The sequence below is a fragment of the Erwinia sp. INIA01 genome, from assembly GCF_025947915.1.
In the GTDB taxonomy this organism is placed as follows: domain Bacteria; phylum Pseudomonadota; class Gammaproteobacteria; order Enterobacterales; family Enterobacteriaceae; genus Erwinia; species Erwinia coffeiphila.
In genome coordinates, this window is sequence record NZ_JAPDNC010000009.1 from 1 (window position 1) to 18,024 (window position 18,024).

General features: G+C 52.0%; 22 protein-coding genes, 1 tRNA gene and 1 pseudogene. 1 reads left to right on the forward strand and 23 read right to left on the reverse strand.

From position 1 onward, the window contains the following. Positions 1-85: 85 nt before the first annotated feature. The 16 genes and pseudogenes from OMR58_RS16145 to OMR58_RS16220 all read right to left on the reverse strand — a co-directional run. Positions 86-3,274: pseudogene (locus OMR58_RS16145) on the reverse strand (tape measure protein); the annotation flags it as partial. Between the two features lie 9 nt (positions 3,275-3,283). After that, positions 3,284-3,610 (reverse strand): hypothetical protein, encoded by a 327-nt coding sequence (locus OMR58_RS16150; RefSeq protein WP_264546408.1) that lies wholly within the window; start codon positions 3,608-3,610, stop codon positions 3,284-3,286. Between the two features lie 2 nt (positions 3,611-3,612). Further along, on the reverse strand, positions 3,613-3,783 hold the full coding sequence (locus tag OMR58_RS16155) for a hypothetical protein (RefSeq protein WP_205065644.1): 171 nt from the start codon (positions 3,781-3,783) through the stop codon (positions 3,613-3,615). A gap of 160 nt (positions 3,784-3,943) precedes the next feature. Continuing rightward, positions 3,944-4,225 (reverse strand): hypothetical protein, encoded by a 282-nt coding sequence (locus OMR58_RS16160; protein ID WP_264546409.1) that lies wholly within the window; start codon positions 4,223-4,225, stop codon positions 3,944-3,946. Positions 4,226-4,800: 575 nt separating this feature from the next. Continuing rightward, a complete protein-coding gene (locus tag OMR58_RS16165; RefSeq protein WP_205065460.1) occupies positions 4,801-5,349 on the reverse strand; it encodes a thioredoxin fold domain-containing protein in 549 nt (182 codons plus the stop codon). 364 nt (positions 5,350-5,713) lie between these two features. Beyond that, on the reverse strand, positions 5,714-6,220 hold the full coding sequence (locus tag OMR58_RS16170) for a VapC toxin family PIN domain ribonuclease (protein ID WP_239552994.1): 507 nt from the start codon (positions 6,218-6,220) through the stop codon (positions 5,714-5,716). 29 nt (positions 6,221-6,249) lie between these two features. Then, the gene (locus OMR58_RS16175) at positions 6,250-6,975 is read right to left on the reverse strand and encodes a hypothetical protein (RefSeq protein WP_264546410.1); all 726 of its coding nucleotides are present in this window, start codon (positions 6,973-6,975) and stop codon (positions 6,250-6,252) included. A 126-nt stretch (positions 6,976-7,101) separates the two neighbouring features. Next, the gene (locus OMR58_RS16180; RefSeq protein ID WP_264546411.1) at positions 7,102-7,200 is read right to left on the reverse strand and encodes a YoaK family small membrane protein; all 99 of its coding nucleotides are present in this window, start codon (positions 7,198-7,200) and stop codon (positions 7,102-7,104) included. A gap of 8 nt (positions 7,201-7,208) precedes the next feature. Next, positions 7,209-7,373 carry a YdcA family protein gene (locus tag OMR58_RS16185; RefSeq protein ID WP_205065463.1) on the reverse strand — a complete coding sequence of 55 codons (165 nt, stop codon included), beginning with the start codon at positions 7,371-7,373 and terminating at the stop codon, positions 7,209-7,211. Between the two features lie 344 nt (positions 7,374-7,717). After that, a complete protein-coding gene (locus OMR58_RS16190) occupies positions 7,718-10,498 on the reverse strand; it encodes a TOPRIM and DUF927 domain-containing protein (RefSeq protein ID WP_264546412.1) in 2,781 nt (926 codons plus the stop codon). 9 nt (positions 10,499-10,507) lie between these two features. Then, the gene (locus OMR58_RS16195; protein ID WP_264546413.1) at positions 10,508-11,119 is read right to left on the reverse strand and encodes a hypothetical protein; all 612 of its coding nucleotides are present in this window, start codon (positions 11,117-11,119) and stop codon (positions 10,508-10,510) included. Beyond that, the gene (locus OMR58_RS16200) at positions 11,116-11,406 is read right to left on the reverse strand and encodes a hypothetical protein (RefSeq protein WP_264546414.1); all 291 of its coding nucleotides are present in this window, start codon (positions 11,404-11,406) and stop codon (positions 11,116-11,118) included. Before OMR58_RS16200 ends, OMR58_RS16195 begins: the two co-directional genes overlap by 4 nt. Beyond that, complete coding sequence (locus OMR58_RS16205; protein WP_264546415.1) at positions 11,403-11,600, reverse strand: hypothetical protein; 198 nt, start codon at positions 11,598-11,600, stop codon at positions 11,403-11,405. The genes OMR58_RS16200 and OMR58_RS16205 overlap by 4 nt, the downstream gene beginning before the upstream one ends. After that, positions 11,590-11,898: a ubiquinol-cytochrome C reductase gene (locus OMR58_RS16210; protein WP_205065468.1), complete on the reverse strand. Its 309-nt coding sequence runs from the start codon at positions 11,896-11,898 to the stop codon at positions 11,590-11,592. The genes OMR58_RS16205 and OMR58_RS16210 overlap by 11 nt, the downstream gene beginning before the upstream one ends. Beyond that, complete coding sequence (locus tag OMR58_RS16215; RefSeq protein WP_205065469.1) at positions 11,895-12,071, reverse strand: hypothetical protein; 177 nt, start codon at positions 12,069-12,071, stop codon at positions 11,895-11,897. The genes OMR58_RS16210 and OMR58_RS16215 overlap by 4 nt, the downstream gene beginning before the upstream one ends. Then, positions 12,068-12,283 (reverse strand): host cell division inhibitor Icd-like protein, encoded by a 216-nt coding sequence (locus tag OMR58_RS16220; protein WP_205065470.1) that lies wholly within the window; start codon positions 12,281-12,283, stop codon positions 12,068-12,070. Before OMR58_RS16220 ends, OMR58_RS16215 begins: the two co-directional genes overlap by 4 nt. Before the next feature lie 211 nt (positions 12,284-12,494). Here OMR58_RS16220 and OMR58_RS16225 point away from each other — a divergent pair, with 211 nt between their 5' ends. Further along, positions 12,495-12,809: a YlcI/YnfO family protein gene (locus OMR58_RS16225; RefSeq protein ID WP_205065471.1), complete on the forward strand. Its 315-nt coding sequence runs from the start codon at positions 12,495-12,497 to the stop codon at positions 12,807-12,809. A 409-nt stretch (positions 12,810-13,218) separates the two neighbouring features. Here the strand turns inward: OMR58_RS16225 and OMR58_RS16230 are convergent, their stop codons facing one another. From OMR58_RS16230 to OMR58_RS16260, 7 genes are all read right to left on the reverse strand, one after another. Continuing rightward, positions 13,219-13,785 carry a BRO-N domain-containing protein gene (locus tag OMR58_RS16230; RefSeq protein ID WP_264546416.1) on the reverse strand — a complete coding sequence of 189 codons (567 nt, stop codon included), beginning with the start codon at positions 13,783-13,785 and terminating at the stop codon, positions 13,219-13,221. Continuing rightward, entirely contained in the window at positions 13,778-14,593 is an 816-nt protein-coding gene (locus tag OMR58_RS16235; protein ID WP_264546518.1) for an antA/AntB antirepressor family protein, read from the reverse strand. The genes OMR58_RS16230 and OMR58_RS16235 overlap by 8 nt, the downstream gene beginning before the upstream one ends. Positions 14,594-14,622: 29 nt before the next feature. Beyond that, on the reverse strand, positions 14,623-15,042 hold the full coding sequence (locus OMR58_RS16240) for a hypothetical protein (protein ID WP_205065474.1): 420 nt from the start codon (positions 15,040-15,042) through the stop codon (positions 14,623-14,625). Further along, the gene (locus OMR58_RS16245) at positions 15,042-15,239 is read right to left on the reverse strand and encodes a helix-turn-helix transcriptional regulator (protein ID WP_205065475.1); all 198 of its coding nucleotides are present in this window, start codon (positions 15,237-15,239) and stop codon (positions 15,042-15,044) included. The genes OMR58_RS16240 and OMR58_RS16245 overlap by 1 nt, the downstream gene beginning before the upstream one ends. Before the next feature lie 125 nt (positions 15,240-15,364). Continuing rightward, complete coding sequence (locus tag OMR58_RS16250) at positions 15,365-16,315, reverse strand: hypothetical protein (protein WP_264546417.1); 951 nt, start codon at positions 16,313-16,315, stop codon at positions 15,365-15,367. 146 nt (positions 16,316-16,461) lie between these two features. Then, positions 16,462-17,676: a tyrosine-type recombinase/integrase gene (locus OMR58_RS16255; protein ID WP_264546418.1), complete on the reverse strand. Its 1,215-nt coding sequence runs from the start codon at positions 17,674-17,676 to the stop codon at positions 16,462-16,464. Positions 17,677-17,842: 166 nt separating this feature from the next. After that, positions 17,843-17,919, reverse strand: a tRNA-Arg gene (locus tag OMR58_RS16260). Between the last annotated feature and the right edge of the window lie 105 nt (positions 17,920-18,024).

Genomic DNA, 18,024 nt, shown 5'->3' on the forward strand with positions numbered 1-18,024 from the left:
TGGTTTTGTCATATGAGTCACCTCTGGTTAAGAGTTTACTCACTTAGTCTCGTGTCCACTATTGCTGGGTAAGATCAAGATTACCCTCGCCGAACTCATACAGGCCACCAGCACTGACCTGACCGCCGTTTTTACGTCCCATGACTTTAGACAACGCAAAAGCACTGGCCAGGGCGGCGCCTCCGACAATTGCCGCGGCGCCGAAGGACCCCACAGAGGCAACCAGAGCAGCGGGGAGCCATGCAGCCATAGTGGCGCCGGCCGCCGTCGTGCTGGCTGCGGTAGTGGCAGCGATACCGCCGATCTGCGTAGCGGTCGATGCCGCAACTCCGGCCTGCTGCGCAGCTGAGCCCATAACCGCCGACTTGACCCACTCCACACCCATTTGCACGAACGTGTTTACCAGGCTGTTTAGCACGGTGGAGCCAAGTGACCGCATCGCTTCACTGGCGCTCATGCTGCCGGTAATCATGCCCGTCAGCGCGTTGGAGGCATTACCGGCCAGAGCGTCGAATGAAGCAGCCAACGCCTCATTACCGGCGCTCTGGTTGCGCCATATCTCCCACTGTGCCGCAATCCGCTGCTGTTCGTACTGCGTTTCAGCGGCATTGCGCAACGCCAGCGCCTGATCCTGCGTCAGGGTTTTATTCTTCTCGAACGCCTGGATTAAGGCCAGCTTACGCGCCTGTTCGTTAGCCAGTGCCTGTACCGGGTCCACCATCCCCGCTGATTGCTGCTGTGGCGTGACAACCTTCCCGGCACGTATCTGTGCCAGCTTGTCCTGATGGTCCTGCTCCAACTGTTCAGATGCCTGGTTGTACTGATCTTGGCTGAGCAGCAGCTTACCGTTGGCATCCGTCGCGTTCTTCAGCACCTCCAGCTGCGATTTCTGCGCAGTGTAGTCGGCGTTTTCTTTCAGCTCCGGAACAGCGTTGCGCGCCTTGATGGCAGCGGCTGTATCCCAGATGGCGGCGGCGTAATCCTGTGCCTGCTTGACCTGCCCCGGTGTTGCGGCACTGCCCAGTGACTCCCCGGCACGCTGGATGGCCTGTGCACGGGTAAGCTCCTGCGTTGAATCAGCGGTCAGTGCTGCTTGCTGCTGCAGGCTGGCCAGCTTCTGTGCGACGGCCTCATGCTGGTTCGCCAGCTTATTTGCTGCAGATGTTGCGGCGTTGTCTTCTTTTGTCTGGTCTTTGCGGGCTTGGGTATTCTTTTCGGTAGCAGCGTAATTATCTTGCAGCTTTTTGATAGCCAGAGGATCTGTAACCTTTGCATCCTCAGCGTCATATTTAGCCTGCAGCCGGGCTTTTGCTTCACCTTCAAGTTTTGAGAGAGCAAGCCGGCGCTCAGCCTGCTTGATGAGCTTCTCACCCTCTGTGCCACCCCAGTTAATCTTCAGGCTTTCAGAATTGAATGCCTTCAGCGCTTGGGTAGACTGCCCCAGTTTTTCGGACAGAAAAGACTGTGTTCCGCCCAGGAAAGAGGCCTGTTTTTCCGCCTCAGCTACTGCCAGAGCGTTGTCGCGCGCGGCCTTCATCTGATCGACGATACCTTTATTGACCTGAATATTTATCAACTTAAGGGCATCGTTTGTTTGGTTTAAAGTTGCATTTTTTCCAGCGAGGTCTCGGTTTGCTTTAGCCAGTTCAAGGGTAAGGTCATTGGCAATTCGCAGATGTCCGTTATTTTTTTCATCAGTCAGCCCCATCGGCTTTGCGAGAGCAATTCGCGCTTTGTACTTTTCGTTTAAATCGGAAATGTGAGACTCAAGTTCAGTAATCTCTTCTTTCTGATTTTTTAAAGACGTAATAGTATCGGCGCGGACACCTTGTGCCTGGGCGAGATTCATCTCTTTTAGTTTTTGGATGACGTTAGGAAGAGTGTCCGCGAATGCGATCGACTCCTTTCTAGCCTCAGCTTGCCTTTGCGCATACAGATACCAACCAGCAGCAACGATCGCCAAAACACCAATAGGGCCACCCAGCGGGGCGGTGACGGTATTGATGACCTTCATAGTATTTGAAAGGTTAATGCCCGTAGCCGCAACTTTTGCCTGTGACGCGGCCAGCGCATTGTTAGCTAACGCTGCCTCAGCAGCAGTTGCTACATAAATCCCACGAAGTCTGATGACGTTTTCAAGAGCAATCGCCTCTGCCGCCGATCCTCTGGCAATGTTGTATTCAGCCGTTGCCAGATTAAGAGCAGAAAGAGCAGCGGCTTTATCCGCGTCAGCTTTTCTCAATGTCACTGCTGCGGCTGCTGCCTCCTGCTGCGCTGCCTGTCTGGTAGCAGCAATACTTTGGATAGTAGTTCTGACCCTCGATACCTGTGAAGCGGTTGCCATTACCATCGCACCAGTAAATCGGCCGCCCATCACCGCTGCGGCGGCAATTAACGCACCACTAAGCATTTCCATATTTTCTGAAATGGTGATTATTGAATCGCGAAAGCCAGCAGCGAAAGACTTCACCGTGGAGTTTTCACCGAAGAACTTATTCACGTTGTTACCGGCCACCAGCAGTCCCTGAGAAATGGTAACAGTGGTTTTAGCAAATTCTTTACCGATCGCATCTCCCTGCGACAACAGCCCATTTACGATAACCTCAGTAGTGAGCTTCCCTTCAGCGGCCATAGCGCGCAGTTGCCCCAGCGTAACACCGAGGGAATCAGCCAGTGCGATTGTAAGGCGGCTACCCTGCTCTGACACAGAGTTGAATTCTTCACCACGTAGCGCGCCAGCAGCAAGACCTTGTGACAGTTGGACGATGGCGTTTTCTGCTTCCTGCGCCGTTGCGCCAGAAACTGCGAACCCTTGGTTGATGATCGTCGTGAGCTTTGTTAGGTCTTCCGCGCTGGTGTTATACAGTCGAGTGCCTCGTTCCAGACGCGCATATAGGGTTGCGGTACCGTTCAGGCTGGACTGTGTAGCCTGCGAAATATCGAAGATACGCTGCATAACCTCAGCCTGCTGTTCTCCCTGCTTAACGGAGTTAGCGACCTTATTATTCAGAACGGTCCAGGCGTCAGCGTACGCACCCACCTGCTGGATAGAGAGCGCTGCCAATAAACCTTTAGCCACGGAACTTAGGCTGGACATTGTGCGGCTGGCTGAGTCAACGGCGCGTTCAGTACGATTAATATTGGCCTCAAGCCTACCCATGCTACCGCCGATACCATTCAGGGCTGCGTCTACGCGGCGCCGGGCCTCAATAAGTTTGTGGGTGTCCATATCCACATCATAGAATATAGATCCTGCATTATATGAACCGGACATTTTTCCGCCTTATTGAAGGGTTGGTTTTTTTTTGGAAAGGGCTTTACGATTCATCAGGCTGATAACTTTGATCCCCTGCTCTGTAATAGTCCGGTTGGGGCCGTTAAAGCTAATAAGGCCCACCAGCATCTTGTATGCCTCATTTTCATAACTGGCAGCTCCCAGCAAGGACTTTGCAGCGTTAACTGCGTTATCTAAAAGGCCTGAAGCAAGGAAAGTTTTTACGACTTCACCACGCACATTGTTGTACTCAATGAACGAACTGCCGGTTTCTCTGATGAGCTGCGTAATGTAGGTTTCTGCTATTTCATCGGCAAGGCGCTGTAATTGCTCCATTGCTACACCTCCATGTGCTTAAGCGCTTTATCAATCAGCCCACGAGCTATCGCGCTGATTGTTGGCGCAGCATTCAGCATCGAGCTATCACGCTGCTGCTGCTGGATGCGTTTAATCGCTTCCATCTGCGCGGCGGTCAGTAGGACGGGTTTGAAGTTCGGATTATAGGCCATTGCATGCTCTCACTGTTTATTTATACAGCTTAAATTTATTTCAAAAAATGCAATGATTCAAGGATTTGTTGCATAAAATGAAATGAAATGGATTTAAAAAAGCCCCGCTTTCGCAGGGCAGAAATTGGTAGGTAGCTTGGTTTGAATGACAATACTTTTTTTAGTTTGAACCGATCCAATCCAGTGCGTCTTTAGCCTCTTTACAAACCTCCGCAACTTTAGCATTAGCTGCAGGATTCTTCTCGCAAGAAGCGTTAATCTCTGCTGCGGCCCTAGCTCCGCGCATCATAGCCATTATACCGTCAACACATATCTGCTTATCAGGATGGTTATAGCAAATAGCCTCACGTGTGCCCGATATACGGTCCGTTAAGGCGCTAATTGCCGATCCACTAATCAATGTGGTCATTATCGCTAATACCGCTGTTATTCTCTTATTCATATCCCTATCCCCAAAGTAACGTTTTCTTGCATGGTAGCAGAGGGGTGAAACAAGGCAACGCGCAACCCTGCTAATAATTACCCCCCCCGCCGTTCTGCACTGTGTGACATGTCACGGACACTGCGAGTCGCGCCATTGCCATTGGCTTAACATCGGATGTGACGCCTGTCTGCGAGTCTGCCACCAACCGACCGTATGTTCACATCTGTACCGTCATTCTGAAAATTTAACGTTTGCATGGCAATTTATGAAACGAAAATAAGATCGTTTTGAGAAAGATAATTGATTGAAATGCGAACGAATGGGCTGATTTGATAGTGGTGAGCCCGTGCGGACTGGGCGATTTCGTGCATGTGCATGTGCATAGCGCACCATCTGGCTTCAGATTCGGAATATCGCAATTTTCTCAAAGCTGAAGTTTTATGATGGGCAAGTCGCAGGATGCAGAAATAGTGAGTTGTATTGTGCAACCCAACTTAGAATTATCATCAATCCTAAGTTGGGTTGAATTTCACGGGATGCTTAAGCCATCATGAAGGAATAGCGGCCAGTAAACTTTATTGGCTATCATCCGCTCACTTTAGTTCAGAGAGAATTTTTTCAGGGGGAACACTGCCAAGAAATATATGGGCGGACTTATCCAGTACAACTATCGCAGGTGTCACCTCAACGCCAAGCCGATCAGCCAGTGCTGATTGTTTAATCACCAAGCTTTTACATTTCTCTGAGCTATCGTTGCCGGGCAAAAAACCTGCCATCGCGTTCTGAAGACTTTTCTGGCGATCTGATGCACACCAGACTCGCCCCATGTCTTCAATAACTGAGTCCTTGATGGATGAGGGCGCAACCGTAACAAATGACATTGTAAGTCCTGCATCAGTATATTTTTTGATGTTTTTAACGACATAACTGCAATAGACACATTTATTATCTATAAAAACCAATAGCTTGTGTTTTTCTGCATTCGACTGAAAAGTAATAGGTTCCAGTTCAGGCAGGGAACGAGAGATGTCCTCATAGGCCATCTGAGGTGTTGTATCTGAAGCTATATCGGTTGATGCCATAGCGCCGGTGCATGCCGATGACAAAATGACTGCGAGTAATGCTTTAAAACGAATACTCATTGTTCCCTCTTCATTTCCTGTTTTAGTACGGAGTACTTAACATCAAGCGTATCCAGTAAACACCCTCTGCGTCATTTTTGAAAATATAATCGCTGAAAACGCCTGAAAGACCCATCTGCCCTGTTTTTCCTTCTGGATGAAGAGGATGCCGAACGACTGATTGAACGCTTATAGGCATAACATGTCATTCATGCCATACATAGGCATGACACGTCGTTGATGCCTATAAATAAGATATAGGCATTTTACAGAGGCGACTTTTGTGCGTGCGTTCTTATGGTCATGACGTTATGCATGATACTTACTGGGGGTAAGTTTTTATGGAGACAAGAAAAAACCCGGCGCGGTGGCCGGATCGCTAGTATTAGTGAAGTTCAGTCTGATGGTCATGGTCCATATCAATCAAAACCTGGATAGGGGTTGGCTCTATATCTGCAAGAGATTTAACTATCATCCCCATTTCTTTGCAGCGCTTGAATACACCAATGTCATGCGTCCATATTTCATCAACATTTAAAGATTTTGCTATTGAGATAATTTGCCTATCAAACTTTACTTTGTTAGCGGTATCAGATTTCATCATGGCTTTTAATTCTTTTATGGATGGCATCTGAGCGCATTCAATTGCAGCTATTTCATCAAAGCTGGCTATCTCAAAACAAGATTTCCTTTGAATAAGTCTAATATAGTTTTGGTGTTCACTCTTATCAATTCCAACCAGATATTCTGCTAAGACTGGAGTTGGTATTATTATTGAGCCGCCGCTGGATTCAATCATATCGAGCAATGCTTGAATCCTTCGCCCTGGATCGGGTATCTCTAACCCATTTTCAGGATCGGAGAGCTTACACCCTTCCTTCATGCCAGTCATTGCCTGCACCAGGATGTTAGTATCGAAAATTATTCGCAATTTAGCGTCCTCAAAGCCTTTAAGATGGCTTGCGCATCATCTTCATCTTTCCATTGATTACCAGGGGCGTTATGAAGTGCTTTGAAAGCAGCCCTCACATTGGATTTCTCAAGGACCTCATAAGATTCAATTACTAATTTCTTTAGCTTCCATTTCTCATCTTTTTTAATCCACTCACTCTCGCCGGAAACTCTTACTTGCTTGAAAAGTAGAGCACCAAGCTCGGCAGCTAAAGCTGGGGTGGCTTCGCAGTGGTAAGTTTCACCGTTAGCTCCCTCCAGTTTGACTGGTGCCGACTCATCTTTACCGCCAACATTATAGAGTTTTCCTTGAACCTTCCCTTTCTTTCTTATAACCAAAGGTTGCTCTTCAACAGAAGAAGGAAATTCTAAAATAGTGACTTTATTATGGTTAATAATTCTTGCTTCAAAGCCATCCTGAGCAAGGAGTGCTACCAATTTCAGGTAAGCGCTACCTGAATTGGAAGCCTGCAAAATTGAGCGTTCAATGACCGCATTGTATACAGCTTGATTGTCAACCCAAGTGTTCAAACATGCTGACCCTTCGCTCACATCCTTGAAGTGAACGGCTTCTTCCGATCCATACAGACCAGATAATGCAGACAAATACTTTCCGAGACGATGCATGGGCAGTTCGTCAGGGCTAGTTCCATCAAGTTTTAAGGTCAGGCAGTTGTCTTTGCCCATTTGGGTCATTGCCTCATCAGTAGTAAAAAGGCCGATTACATACTTTCATTCTTGTTCATGAGGGATCCGGCGTCAACGCGTTCTGCATGAAACAGCACCTTTACGGCCTAACCTCAACCTAACGCCTCTCCCGGACTAATTACCTGGCATCCACGCAACGCTGACGACAAACCATACCAGAAGCACCACACCTGCTATGCCACATGCGGCTGGGAATAAATATCCGATCTTCATTTTTTATCCTAGCGGCAAATCTTCTTCGACTTGCTGATTGAACCATCATTGCAGACGAACTTTTCGCCGGCACAGTGCGAGATTCCGCCCTTCTTACCAGAGCAAGGGGTATTGGCTGCGGTTGCTTTGAATGCAAAAAGTGACAAGATTGTCACTAAGATGACCTTTTTCATGAATCGCTCCTGCGATTATCCCAGACGTATTTATGATTTCATCGCCTATTGCGTTCTATAGCCGTCTACAAATCTATATCAGAATAATCCGCATTCGATCAATGATTGATAAGAAAAAGCCCGCATTTAGCAGGCCATGTCACGCAGTGAATGAGGAGTTTTACTGAGCAGGGAGGCCATCCAGGAAAGGATCGATAACTCGTTGTTGGTTCAAAACAGCCCTTTGTTGGTTCAGTGTTGGTTCAGAGAAGAAGAAAAAAACCTTATAAATCAATAAACCTTTATCACTGAACCAACTGAACCAACTGAACCAACACCTAAACTACGTATGTATAAAAAATCCCTTACTCTGGCTGGCTGTCTTCAGGGAGGAAATTCAGCACATATACCCGGATTTGCCGCCCTTCAATGCGCGGTGACTTCCGCTGGTAGCCCCGGTCGCTGGTGGGCGGCATCAGCATCCCGGCCTGTTTCAGCGCCTCAGCGAACTGTTTGGCGTTGAAGCCCTTCGCTATCTCCTGCTCAAACGTTGACGGGGAGGTATAGAAAATCATCGGGTCAGCATCGTGAGCGCCTTTCGCACGGTAACCAGCCTGGTCACGGATGGGCATCCCTGCCGGGTCATACGGAAACGGCGCATAGCGACTGAGGCCGTGGGCATTCAGAAACGCCTCGCACTGCTCGATAATCTGCTGATGCTCCTTGTTCCCGGTACCAAACTCCCGCACCCATGCGTTAAAGCTGTGCTGTACGGCATCGCGACACGTCTGCTCGTCCCAGCCGGTGATTACCCGGCCCAGCATCAGGGCCGCCTCGATAATGGCGAACCTGGCTGCCACTCGGTGTACCTGCTCACCATAATCTGCCGGAATCAGTGAACGCCAGCGGCTCTCTGCGTCCCTGACGGCCTCAACGGCCTGTTGCTGGTGGTCTGCCAGCCATTTCACCCAGGCGCGCCCGGCGGCTCCGTGATGGCCCTGATACGCATCCTTCAGCGCGTCGGCGTGCTGTTTGCCGTTCTGGTGTTCGTGGAACCTGACGGCTTTACTTAGTGGGATATTAAGCAGGCGCACCAGTTGCCCGGCCTTCACCTTCTGGCCGGTGGTGGATATGAACGTCTCCAGATCCATTTCGCCGGTACTGATAGCCACGGTGCGCCAGCGTTTCAGGTCGCGGTTACCGCCTTCCTTCGCCCCCTGCAGTTTGCCCACGCCGTTAAACAGGGCATAAGCCGACTGCGCCACGCTGCGGGCGTCAGCCCCCTGGCCCACTTCATCCAGCGGCATCAGCGCGTCATTGTGCGCGGCAGCCTCGTTTGCCAGCCCCAGCGCGGTGCCGTACCAGGTCAGGCGCAGCTGGTCGGGATTGCCGTACAGGCTGCTGGCAACGTTGGCCGTGGTGGTCTTACCGGCGCTCGACTGCTCGTAAAAATGGATGCCGAACCCGTCAGCGCCCGTCAGCCCGATAAGCGGGGCCGCCAGCGCCGCACCGATCCCGGTCATCATCGAGTAGTTGCCGCCCACCAGCCGGGCAACGCTGGTGCGCCAGCTGTCAGCCGTGCCCCTGCAGGTGTAGCCCGCCGCCGCCGAGCTGCGACCGTTAAAAAGCACCGGCATATCCGAGGAGCCAATGATCTCGCCGTCGGGCATGATGTACGCGCCACACTGCCAGCCTGTGGCCTGCGCCACGCGCCATATCTCACGCGGGCCGCTGCGCTGTAGCCAGTCTGCCAGGGTGGCGCGCATCGCGGGTTTGGTGGTTATGTTGACGCCGCCGGCTTTAAGCACGCGCCAGCCCTCACGCTCCCCTATGTCGGCCAGCGGCAGCGCCTGTACGGTCGTTGTCGTTGCGCCTGCAGGCTTCCAGCGCAGGATCAGGAACTGGTCTTTGTCGTCACGACCAATACCGATCACCTCCAGAGGGGAGCACAGCCAGGCCTCGTTAGTGATGATTTCACCGCTGTCTTTATCTACCTTAGCGGTGATCCAGAAAACGCCATCCCGGCGGCTCTCAACCCGCGCTTTGAGCAGCTCCTCTTTGTCAGCGGTGGGTTTGCCACCCTCAGTGGCTTTGAGCTGGGCTTTCATCGTTTCATCCTGTGGCTGGTACTGATTTTCATTAAACGCCGCTGTGGCCGCTTCCAGCCCGTTCTGCTGGCGGTAGTCGTCCCAGTCGGCCTTGTACTCTACCGGCGGCAGTGATACCCACCCACCAGCGATACGTGCGGCCATCTCGGCACGCAGGCGGCCGGTGTTGACCTTCGGTTTGCCGTGTTCGTCCAGCGCCCCCGGATAATGCCAGTCGTTATCTGCGGCAATCGTGATCCGCGCGGTTGGGTGGAGGCGGCGCATCACTTCTGCGACCGGAACCTGGTTATCAGCATCAATGGCCGCAACCGTCAGCGCGTCAGGACGCATCAGGTTGAGCGTCAACGCCGTAGCCATGCCTTCTGCAATAATCACGTCCTGCGGCTGCTCAGGTGCGTTCACGGCGTTATATGAGCCGCATTTAACCGAGCCGGTCAGCACCATCTTGACGCCGCTGCGGGTAATGGTCTGCGCACCGGTGACCGCACCTGTTTCATCAGTCAGGCTAATCAGCATCCGGCCATCAGGCAGGCACTGGTGGTAAGCCCCCGGCAGCCCTTTGGCAGTGAGGTACTCACTTACGCCTGGTCGTGCACGTTTCAGTAATGTCTGATACTCACGCTCAAACGTTTCACGGCGTTCTGCTTCGCTGGCCGCGTCCTGCAGTTGCCGATCCTGCTCGCGCTGCTGGCGCTCTGCGTCAATCTGCGCACGCCGGCGGACGCTGGCTGCCGGGTCTGTATCTGCTGCCCGGTAATCAATACCCAGCGCATCAGCGACGATCTGTGCTGCGCTGGTGGTATCGCAGCGATTCACCTTCGCCACCAGGTCGAGGCCATCACCGGCACCGCATTGGTTGCAGAAGTGGGAGCCGCGGCCCCCGTCGTCGAAGCGGAACCGGTCACTGCCGCCGCAGGCGGGGCAGCTGGCGTGCTGGCGCGGTGATTTTGGTACGGTGATGCCCACCAGCCCGAGCACGTAAGGCCAGCGCCCGGCGGCGGTGTTTGCTACTTCCCTGATTAAGTCGATGTTTCGCATATGCTCCCCTCAGTGCGCCGTTGGCGTTGCTGGCATACCTTCGGTTTGCAGCAGTTCAATAAACCCGTCATGCAGGATGTAAAGCCCTTCACGCCCGGCAGCAGACAGCGTTAGCCCGCCATGAGGTGACGGCTCAACCATCGACTGATACATAACCACCACCTTCAGCAGTGGCTCGTCGTGGGTGAACTCTTCAAAAATCACCTGCTCAGCGTGATTAGCCAGAGCGAACCGTTCCGCCGCAGGGTAGATGCTGATAGCACCTTGTGGGCCAACATACATAGCAGCTTTAACCGTCCTGCCGTCGCCCTGTGGAACATCTGACAGTCCGTGTTCCTTCATCTGCTCAACGATGAACACACCGGCCACAATCCAGCGCCAGACAATCACGCGCTGTTCAACGGTAGGAATGAACCAGCCCATTTCCTCAGCGAGGGACAGCTCGGCTATGATGCCAAACCCGTCAGAGACAGGAGCATCAAACTGCCCCTTGTCGAGCTGGCGAACCACCGCAGCATAACCGATCACACGATTGCCCATCAGCACACCATTCGGCACGGCCTCGGCAGTGATACGGCTCAGGGTTGAGGTATTACGTGGGAAATTCAGGATATTCTTCACAGTCCTTTACCCCGCTTAATCGCTTCCTGGATGGCGCAAAACTGCTCAATTCGAAGAATGCTCCAGATACCCTCAACCCAGAGATAGACCTCCTGCTGCTCTGACGGATTTTCGAGAGCAGGCACCACCTCATTTAGCAGATGCTGGACACCAGCCCGGATACGCATCAGGCGATCGCGCGAAACGTTCTCCGGAGTGTTGGGTAAAATCATTTCCGGACGGCTTAGCACTCGGGCTACACGCTCACGGTCGGCTTTGTGCTGGTCGATGTCAGTGTGAGTTTTCATTGTGCGTTCTCCCGCTGATGTTGTTCCTCAAGCAGCCAGGCCGTTACTGATTCCATCAGCTTGCTGGCCATCGTAAGGGCTGTTTCAATATCGGGATAATCCATGTCGATGATTGCTTTGCGCAGCATGAACAACGTGACGTTGGCATGGTCAGCGCGAAGGGCTGCCTGCTGCAGGGTGATTTTATGAGCCATGCTGATCTCCTTTAGGCATCTCACTGGCAGCAAAGCGGGCGTTTTCAGCGTTATCACTGAGCGCGCGCACCACTTCGGCCAGCGGCATCAGCATTGCGCCGATGCTGTACATGTCCTCTTTAGCCTGTTCAGGGCTGTAATCTTCGTTTTCCGCAGACCAGAACATCAGGGAGCCAATAGCAGATACGCCGATTAGAATGTTGGTAGCTGCGTTATTGGCAGTATTCGTTATTTCATACAGCCGGTGCGGATCTTCATCTTGGAAGCCAGCGCATCTCAGGTCGTTGTAAATGGTCATTGACGATCCTCCAGCACGCGGGTGGCAACATCTTCTGCAATGCCAATCAGCTCTGTCTGGGCGTCTTTCTCATGTCGGCTGGATGTCAGAAACAGCGCGGCATTAAGGATGGCTTTGATTTTCTCCAGAGCATCAACGGCGTTCATTTCGCGTTGCGTTACGGGACGTGTCATTTGCTAGCCTCCATTGCAGGCAAGCGGACGGCCAGTGACAGGATGAACAACGGGGCCAGCGCGCGACGCGCCTCCTGCTCCGTGGCTGCCTCGATGGATACGCGGCACGGCCGAGCAGCGGCGTCAGCGCGTGAGAGCGCCAGAAAGCGGTACTGGTATTTTTTCGGGGTGAGTGAATCCCGCCCGGAAATGGGTGTGGTATGATCGGACATAGCTACCTCGTTACTTGCGTTAACGGTGGTGGTGAGAGGCCCGGACGGTGTTAGCGCACTGCCGGGCTTCGCTGTTTTGTGCCTTACCTGTGTTTCACCTGTGGATAAGGTGTGCATTCTATTTAATGATAGGTGTGCATCCTTGTCAATGCTTTTAAATGCACACTCCTTAATGTAATGTAAGACACCAGCGATCATTACAGGAGGCTCAATGGCTACAGGTAGCGTCAACAACAAGTCACAGATAAAAAATGTCCGGGTGCCACACGATGTCTTAAGCGACATGGAGTGTGTAAAGCAGAGCGGGGAGTCAACGGCAGGCTTCATCGTTACCGCAATGCGTAGCGAAATAACCCGCCGCCAGCTTGAAGGCCGTGAGGATACACTGCTGCTATCGTCCCTCGACGCGCTGGCCCGCATTGAGGAGATCGGCGCGAAAGCCGGCGAGGATATCCAGCAGCTGGTTAGTGTTGCCCGTACAGAACTACAACGACGCGCACCAAAGTCAGACGCTGCTGAAGACTGATCCACCTGCTGAGCAACGAGGGCTGCGCCAGGCGCGCCGCCCGCTTCATCGCCCTGCACTATCCCAGAGCGCATACTGGTCTCAAAACTCCTGCCTCTATCGTTACAACTGATAGAAAATTGCCCTGATATATCTATATTTGTTGCTATTTCCGTGCATATCGCACTCTGATTGCGGGGGGTAGTGACAGCTTTTGACAGCCAAGCTGTTAAACGCGCCGCAGGGCAGATGTCAGGTTTTGACAGGTTCTCAACGTCGCAATTTGTCGTAATTTTGCCGATAACAATGTCAAGTTTTGACAAGTTCCGCATGTCTGGTTTTGTGAGGTTATGGCTAAGTTTTGCTAAGGTCTGAAGGTTAACAAAGGTTAACAGGCCAGCCAGCGGGAAGCCCTTCATCTGGACGGCGATCATCCGCGAACCTCCGGCAACTGGGGCTGGTACTTGCGCCACAGTTTAGCTTCTTCCGCCAGCAGGCTTGCCTTCTCAGATTTACAGGACTGAAGCGCTACCCCTCGTTTACTAGCCTTTGTCGTGTATAACGCTTTGCGTTTGCTATGGTCATTCAGGAACGCGAAGGGCACGCCATACGCGCCTGTTTTGCGGATAGACGGGATCACATCGCGGAATACCCAGTTAGTGAACCGGTGGGCAAATGTGCCGGGCGTGCTGGCCTTCCTGCTGCGTGCTATCAGTTTGTAGAAACCAGACTCAGCCACCACGTTCCAGCTCCGCGCACCGCCACGCCGACCAGAATGGCCCTCAGTTAAAGTGAGGGTCATTACCTCGTCACTATCGAGCGAGGAAACAGCGCTGGTGGGGTTGCCGATTTCCAGCGAAAGACAAACATCAGCAGCCACAAACCACGGCTCACAATAAACATTCACGATGCGAACGGTCTTACCCTCGAACTTAATTACCGAAATATCGCTGCTATTAGCGGTGAACGTCGCTTTACTGCCGGTGGATTTAGTCATGGCTAACCCCCAGTCGCTTAGCCAGCCAGCGCTGTGACAGGCGCACCAGTTCCGGCTTACGCTGCTCATACGGCAGGCCCATATCGATCAGCGTGATGTTGGTGCTTTCCAGGTAGGTGAGGTGCTCCAGCTGTTCGGCATTCATGCCGTCACGCGGTTCACCGGCTACCCCGTTCACCTGCGCCCACTGCTTCGCCGTCAGGCCAGCCAGGACGATGCGGGCGATCATGTTGCTCTCGTTGGAGTAGTGGCGGGGCAATGTCTGCTTACCCTGTTCAGCGCGGGCAGCCTCCAGTGCGGCGCACATCGGCGTGAACATGTTGGCGGCACTAATACGCGCTTTGAGCTGGCGGCGGTATTTGGCTGCTATCGCTGGCGCACTGAGCTGTAACGCCTCCTCGCACTGGATGAAGTACCGGCGCACGGCACGGCCCTGATCGTTGCGCTCGAGCATTGCGATTTCTTTAGCCGTGCTGATTGTCAGCAGGTAATCTTTGCCGGGTCGTCCTGCGGCAACCGGGCTGGAAGCCTTGCTATCCGGGCTTTTCCCCAATTTTGGGGAAATCAATTTATGGACGACGTAATCGCTCCCGATACCAAAGCCATAATCAGTGATGCGGTCGGTGATCCAGGAAGAGAAGTCTTTCCCGACGCCCAGCGCTTTATGCAGTGCCTTAGCGCTCACAATACTGGTTTCGCGCCCGCCAATCTGACCAGAAGTAACCGGGACAATAGCGGCAAAGTCATTGCCGTTAATATCGGCCAGGCTGTTTTCAGAGTGAGTGAGGCCCTGCCCGGTGATGGGCATATTTTCAGTTTTCATTTTTCAGGCTCCGATTAAGCGGGGGTGAATGCGTCCGGATATAAGGTCAGGATGTCGTTAACTTCCAGCTGCGACAGGCCGATATAGCCACCAGCTGAGGCATTACGGTTAACGAGCTGGATCACGCGCATTACGTCAGCACGGCAAGTAATGCGGTACCGGAAGTGGCTGCCGATCCCGTCGCCGTTCGGCTCGTCGATACGCTCCAGGCGAATATCGAGCTGACGTTCTAACTCTGTCGCATAATTGCGGGCGCTGGACAGTCGGCAGTACCGCAGAATCTCGTTTTCCGTGAAGCCATTCACGCCGGTGCGCATCATGTAGCAGCGTGCGCGGTGCTTTTTCGGGGCTGGTTTGTTGGTGCTGGTGGGGGTATTATCGAAGGCGCTGACCTGTTCGATAATGCCCGCCTCTGTGCGGGTTTTCTTTTGCATTATGCAGCCTCCCCGCGCGACTCAGCGATGCGCTGATTTACCCATTCATCAACTTCACTTTCGATAAATGCGATAGCGCGCGTGCCTATTTTCACTGCAGATGGGAAGCGTTTCTGGCTCATGAGCCGGTAGATCCACGCCTTGCTGTAACCAGTTCGGCGCTGAACTTCTGGAAGCCTGATAAGTGTCTGAGTCATAGTGTTCTCCCGTAGACCTTGTAATAACAGGAGCTATTTCAGACAAAAAACTCTATGTTTTCTATAACCATACACTACAGAGCGTATGGTCTGCGCCGTAGAGCATACATCCTTCGCTACAGCACCTACCATTTAACGCCATGTTTTTTTGCGCACAACAGTATCCAGTGTCTTACTGTGAGCAGACTATAGTAAAAACCTTTTTCTTCTAACCACACCTTGTAATAGTCAGCAGCCACTACCGAACTTTTGAAATCATCTCGCTTCACAATCCAATCTGCACAAACTATTTCCTTTGCCTCGCGATTACTTTTGTGTCTTGAATCAGTCGCTTTTTTCAGATTTTCTTTTTTTACAACTTCATCTTTAGAATTAGCCAACAACTGAATCTCAAGGTTTTTTTTAAGCTGATTAACTTCCTCTTTCAATAAGGAGATAGTCCTCTCTAAGCGATATTCTGCTTCATTTTGTTCTCCATAACTTAGCGATTTCATAGCCTTCATCGCAGCGCGAGTTATGGGATGTAGCATTGCCATGCTGGTTTTGAAAACTCCGAGTTTATCCTGATGGCTTTCCATAGATCGAATGAATGTCACAGCGTCGGCAGTCATCGAAAGAGCCATCGCGTAGAAGTATTCGCACGGATCCGCGTCAATAAATCCTTCATCAGTTTCATTATCTTTCATCCATTCGATAACTTCAGACAGCGCATCTACCTCATCCATGTTTTCGAAGTTAGGTACGTTTAACTCGCGTTTGTCTCCAATGAACACCATTTTATAGCCATGACGCTCCTGCTCTATAGCAAATGGATACAGGTCTAAATCTTCATCATTATAAGAAAGCATCAAACTAGATCTGGTTTCATCTTCAAGCCTTTGTATCTCCTTTACCTCCTCTTCGTGGAAATAAATTTCAATTAACTCGAAAATTAAATTTTGAACATAAGTTATTTGTTCATTGGTTCTTTTTTTTATTTTAAGTCTCCATCTCGCTGAATTTGCTATATCTTTCAATGCTTCCACGGGATAAAGGGGTATCACGCTATCTAAAGGTTGAAATTTTTCTTCAGCCATATTATCGCCACCTCGCGCCCTCTCATTTAGCGGCTATGTCAGCCCACAGAGGTGTGCGGGTTTTCGGGGATCAGCCTAGACATAGCCTATTCTTTGTTCGTCTACTGAAGTCTACTATCAACCACTACCACTGTCTATTCATCCAGTTAAGCGCGTTTTCCGAATGTGCCATGAACTACGTTTTCGCCGTTCGCCAACGCTTCCATATAGTCGGCATACCACTGGAGCATCTCCCGGCGGCCGTCCAGGTACTGGGCGTGGTTGTAAGTGCCGCGGATCGAGTTTTTATCGACGTGGGCCAGCTGTGTTTCAATCCAGGCAGTGTTGTACCCCTGCTCGTGCAGGATGGTGCTCATGGTGTGCCGGAAACCGTGCCCTGTGGCTTTGCCGTCATAGCCAATACGTTTGATCACCTGGTTGATGCTGGCCTCACTCATTGGCTTACCGGCGTCGTTACGGCCAGGGAAAACATACTTACCGCGGCCAGTGAGCTGGTGGATTTCCTCCAGCAGCGCTTTCACCTGGTTGGATAGCGGCACAACGTGCGGCCGGCGCATCTTCATACGTTCTGCAGGTATCTGCCATAAGTCCTTATCCAGATCGATATCAGCCCACTCAGAGGCGCGCAGCTCGATTGTCCGCAGGCCGGTGAGCATCAGCAGGCTGGTGGCAGAACGTGTCACCATACTGCCGCTGTAGTCGCTCAGCGCATTAAGGAAGCCGGGTAGCTGGTCGAGGCTCAGGTGAGGGAAGTGTTTCTGCTTCGGCGCTTTCAATGCGCCAGCGAGATCGGTAACGGGGTTATTCTCTGCCCGGCCGGTGATCACCGCATGGGTGAATATTTGCCTGCAGGCCTGCCTAGTCTTCTTCAGCTTGTCCAGCACGCCACGCTGTTCCATCTTACGCAGCACGGCCAGCATCTCAGCCGGTTTAATGTCGTTGATCGCGCGCTTACCGATGAAGGGGAAAATGTCTTTGGAGAGGTATTCCAGGATGTCGGAGGCATAGCCTTCTGACCAGTTGCCTTTTTTGTGGTCATGCCACTCGATAGCGATCGCCTCGAAGCTGTTCTGAACGGCTAATACTTTGGCTTGTTTCTCGGCCTGCTTCTCCTGCCCCGGATCGCCACCAGCTGCCAATACTTTTTTTGCGTCATCACGACGCCGCCGGGCGTCGGCCAGTGGCACATCAGGATATACCCCCACCGCCAGCAACTTCTCTTTACCGGCTACGCGGTACTTCAGCCGCCAGTATTTTGCGCCGTTAGGGTTCACCAGCAAATACAGGCCGCCGCCGTCAGCCAGCTTATAGGGCTTATCCTTTCCTTTGGCAGACTCGACCTGACGGGCGTTAAGCTTCATTTTGGGGGTATCTCATTTCATTGAACGGGACTATACCCCCAAATGTACCCCCACAGGGTTGTAGACTTCAATAGATGTTAGTACACGTCACGATAACGAGATTTCGCTTGAAAGGCTGATTTACTGGGGTTTTGTAGACTTTGAGATACTTCAGGAGAGGTGAAAATGGCACGCCCTACAGGATTCGAACCTGTGACCTACGGCTTAGAAGGCCGGTGCTCTATCCAGCTGAGCTAAGGGCGCACGGTGAGTGGGTCGGATTATACGGTCAACCTCCGCTTAGTCAACGATTTTACCGCCTTTCGCCACCCGATGACGAAGTAATGAACGATATCCTGCCAATCTCCG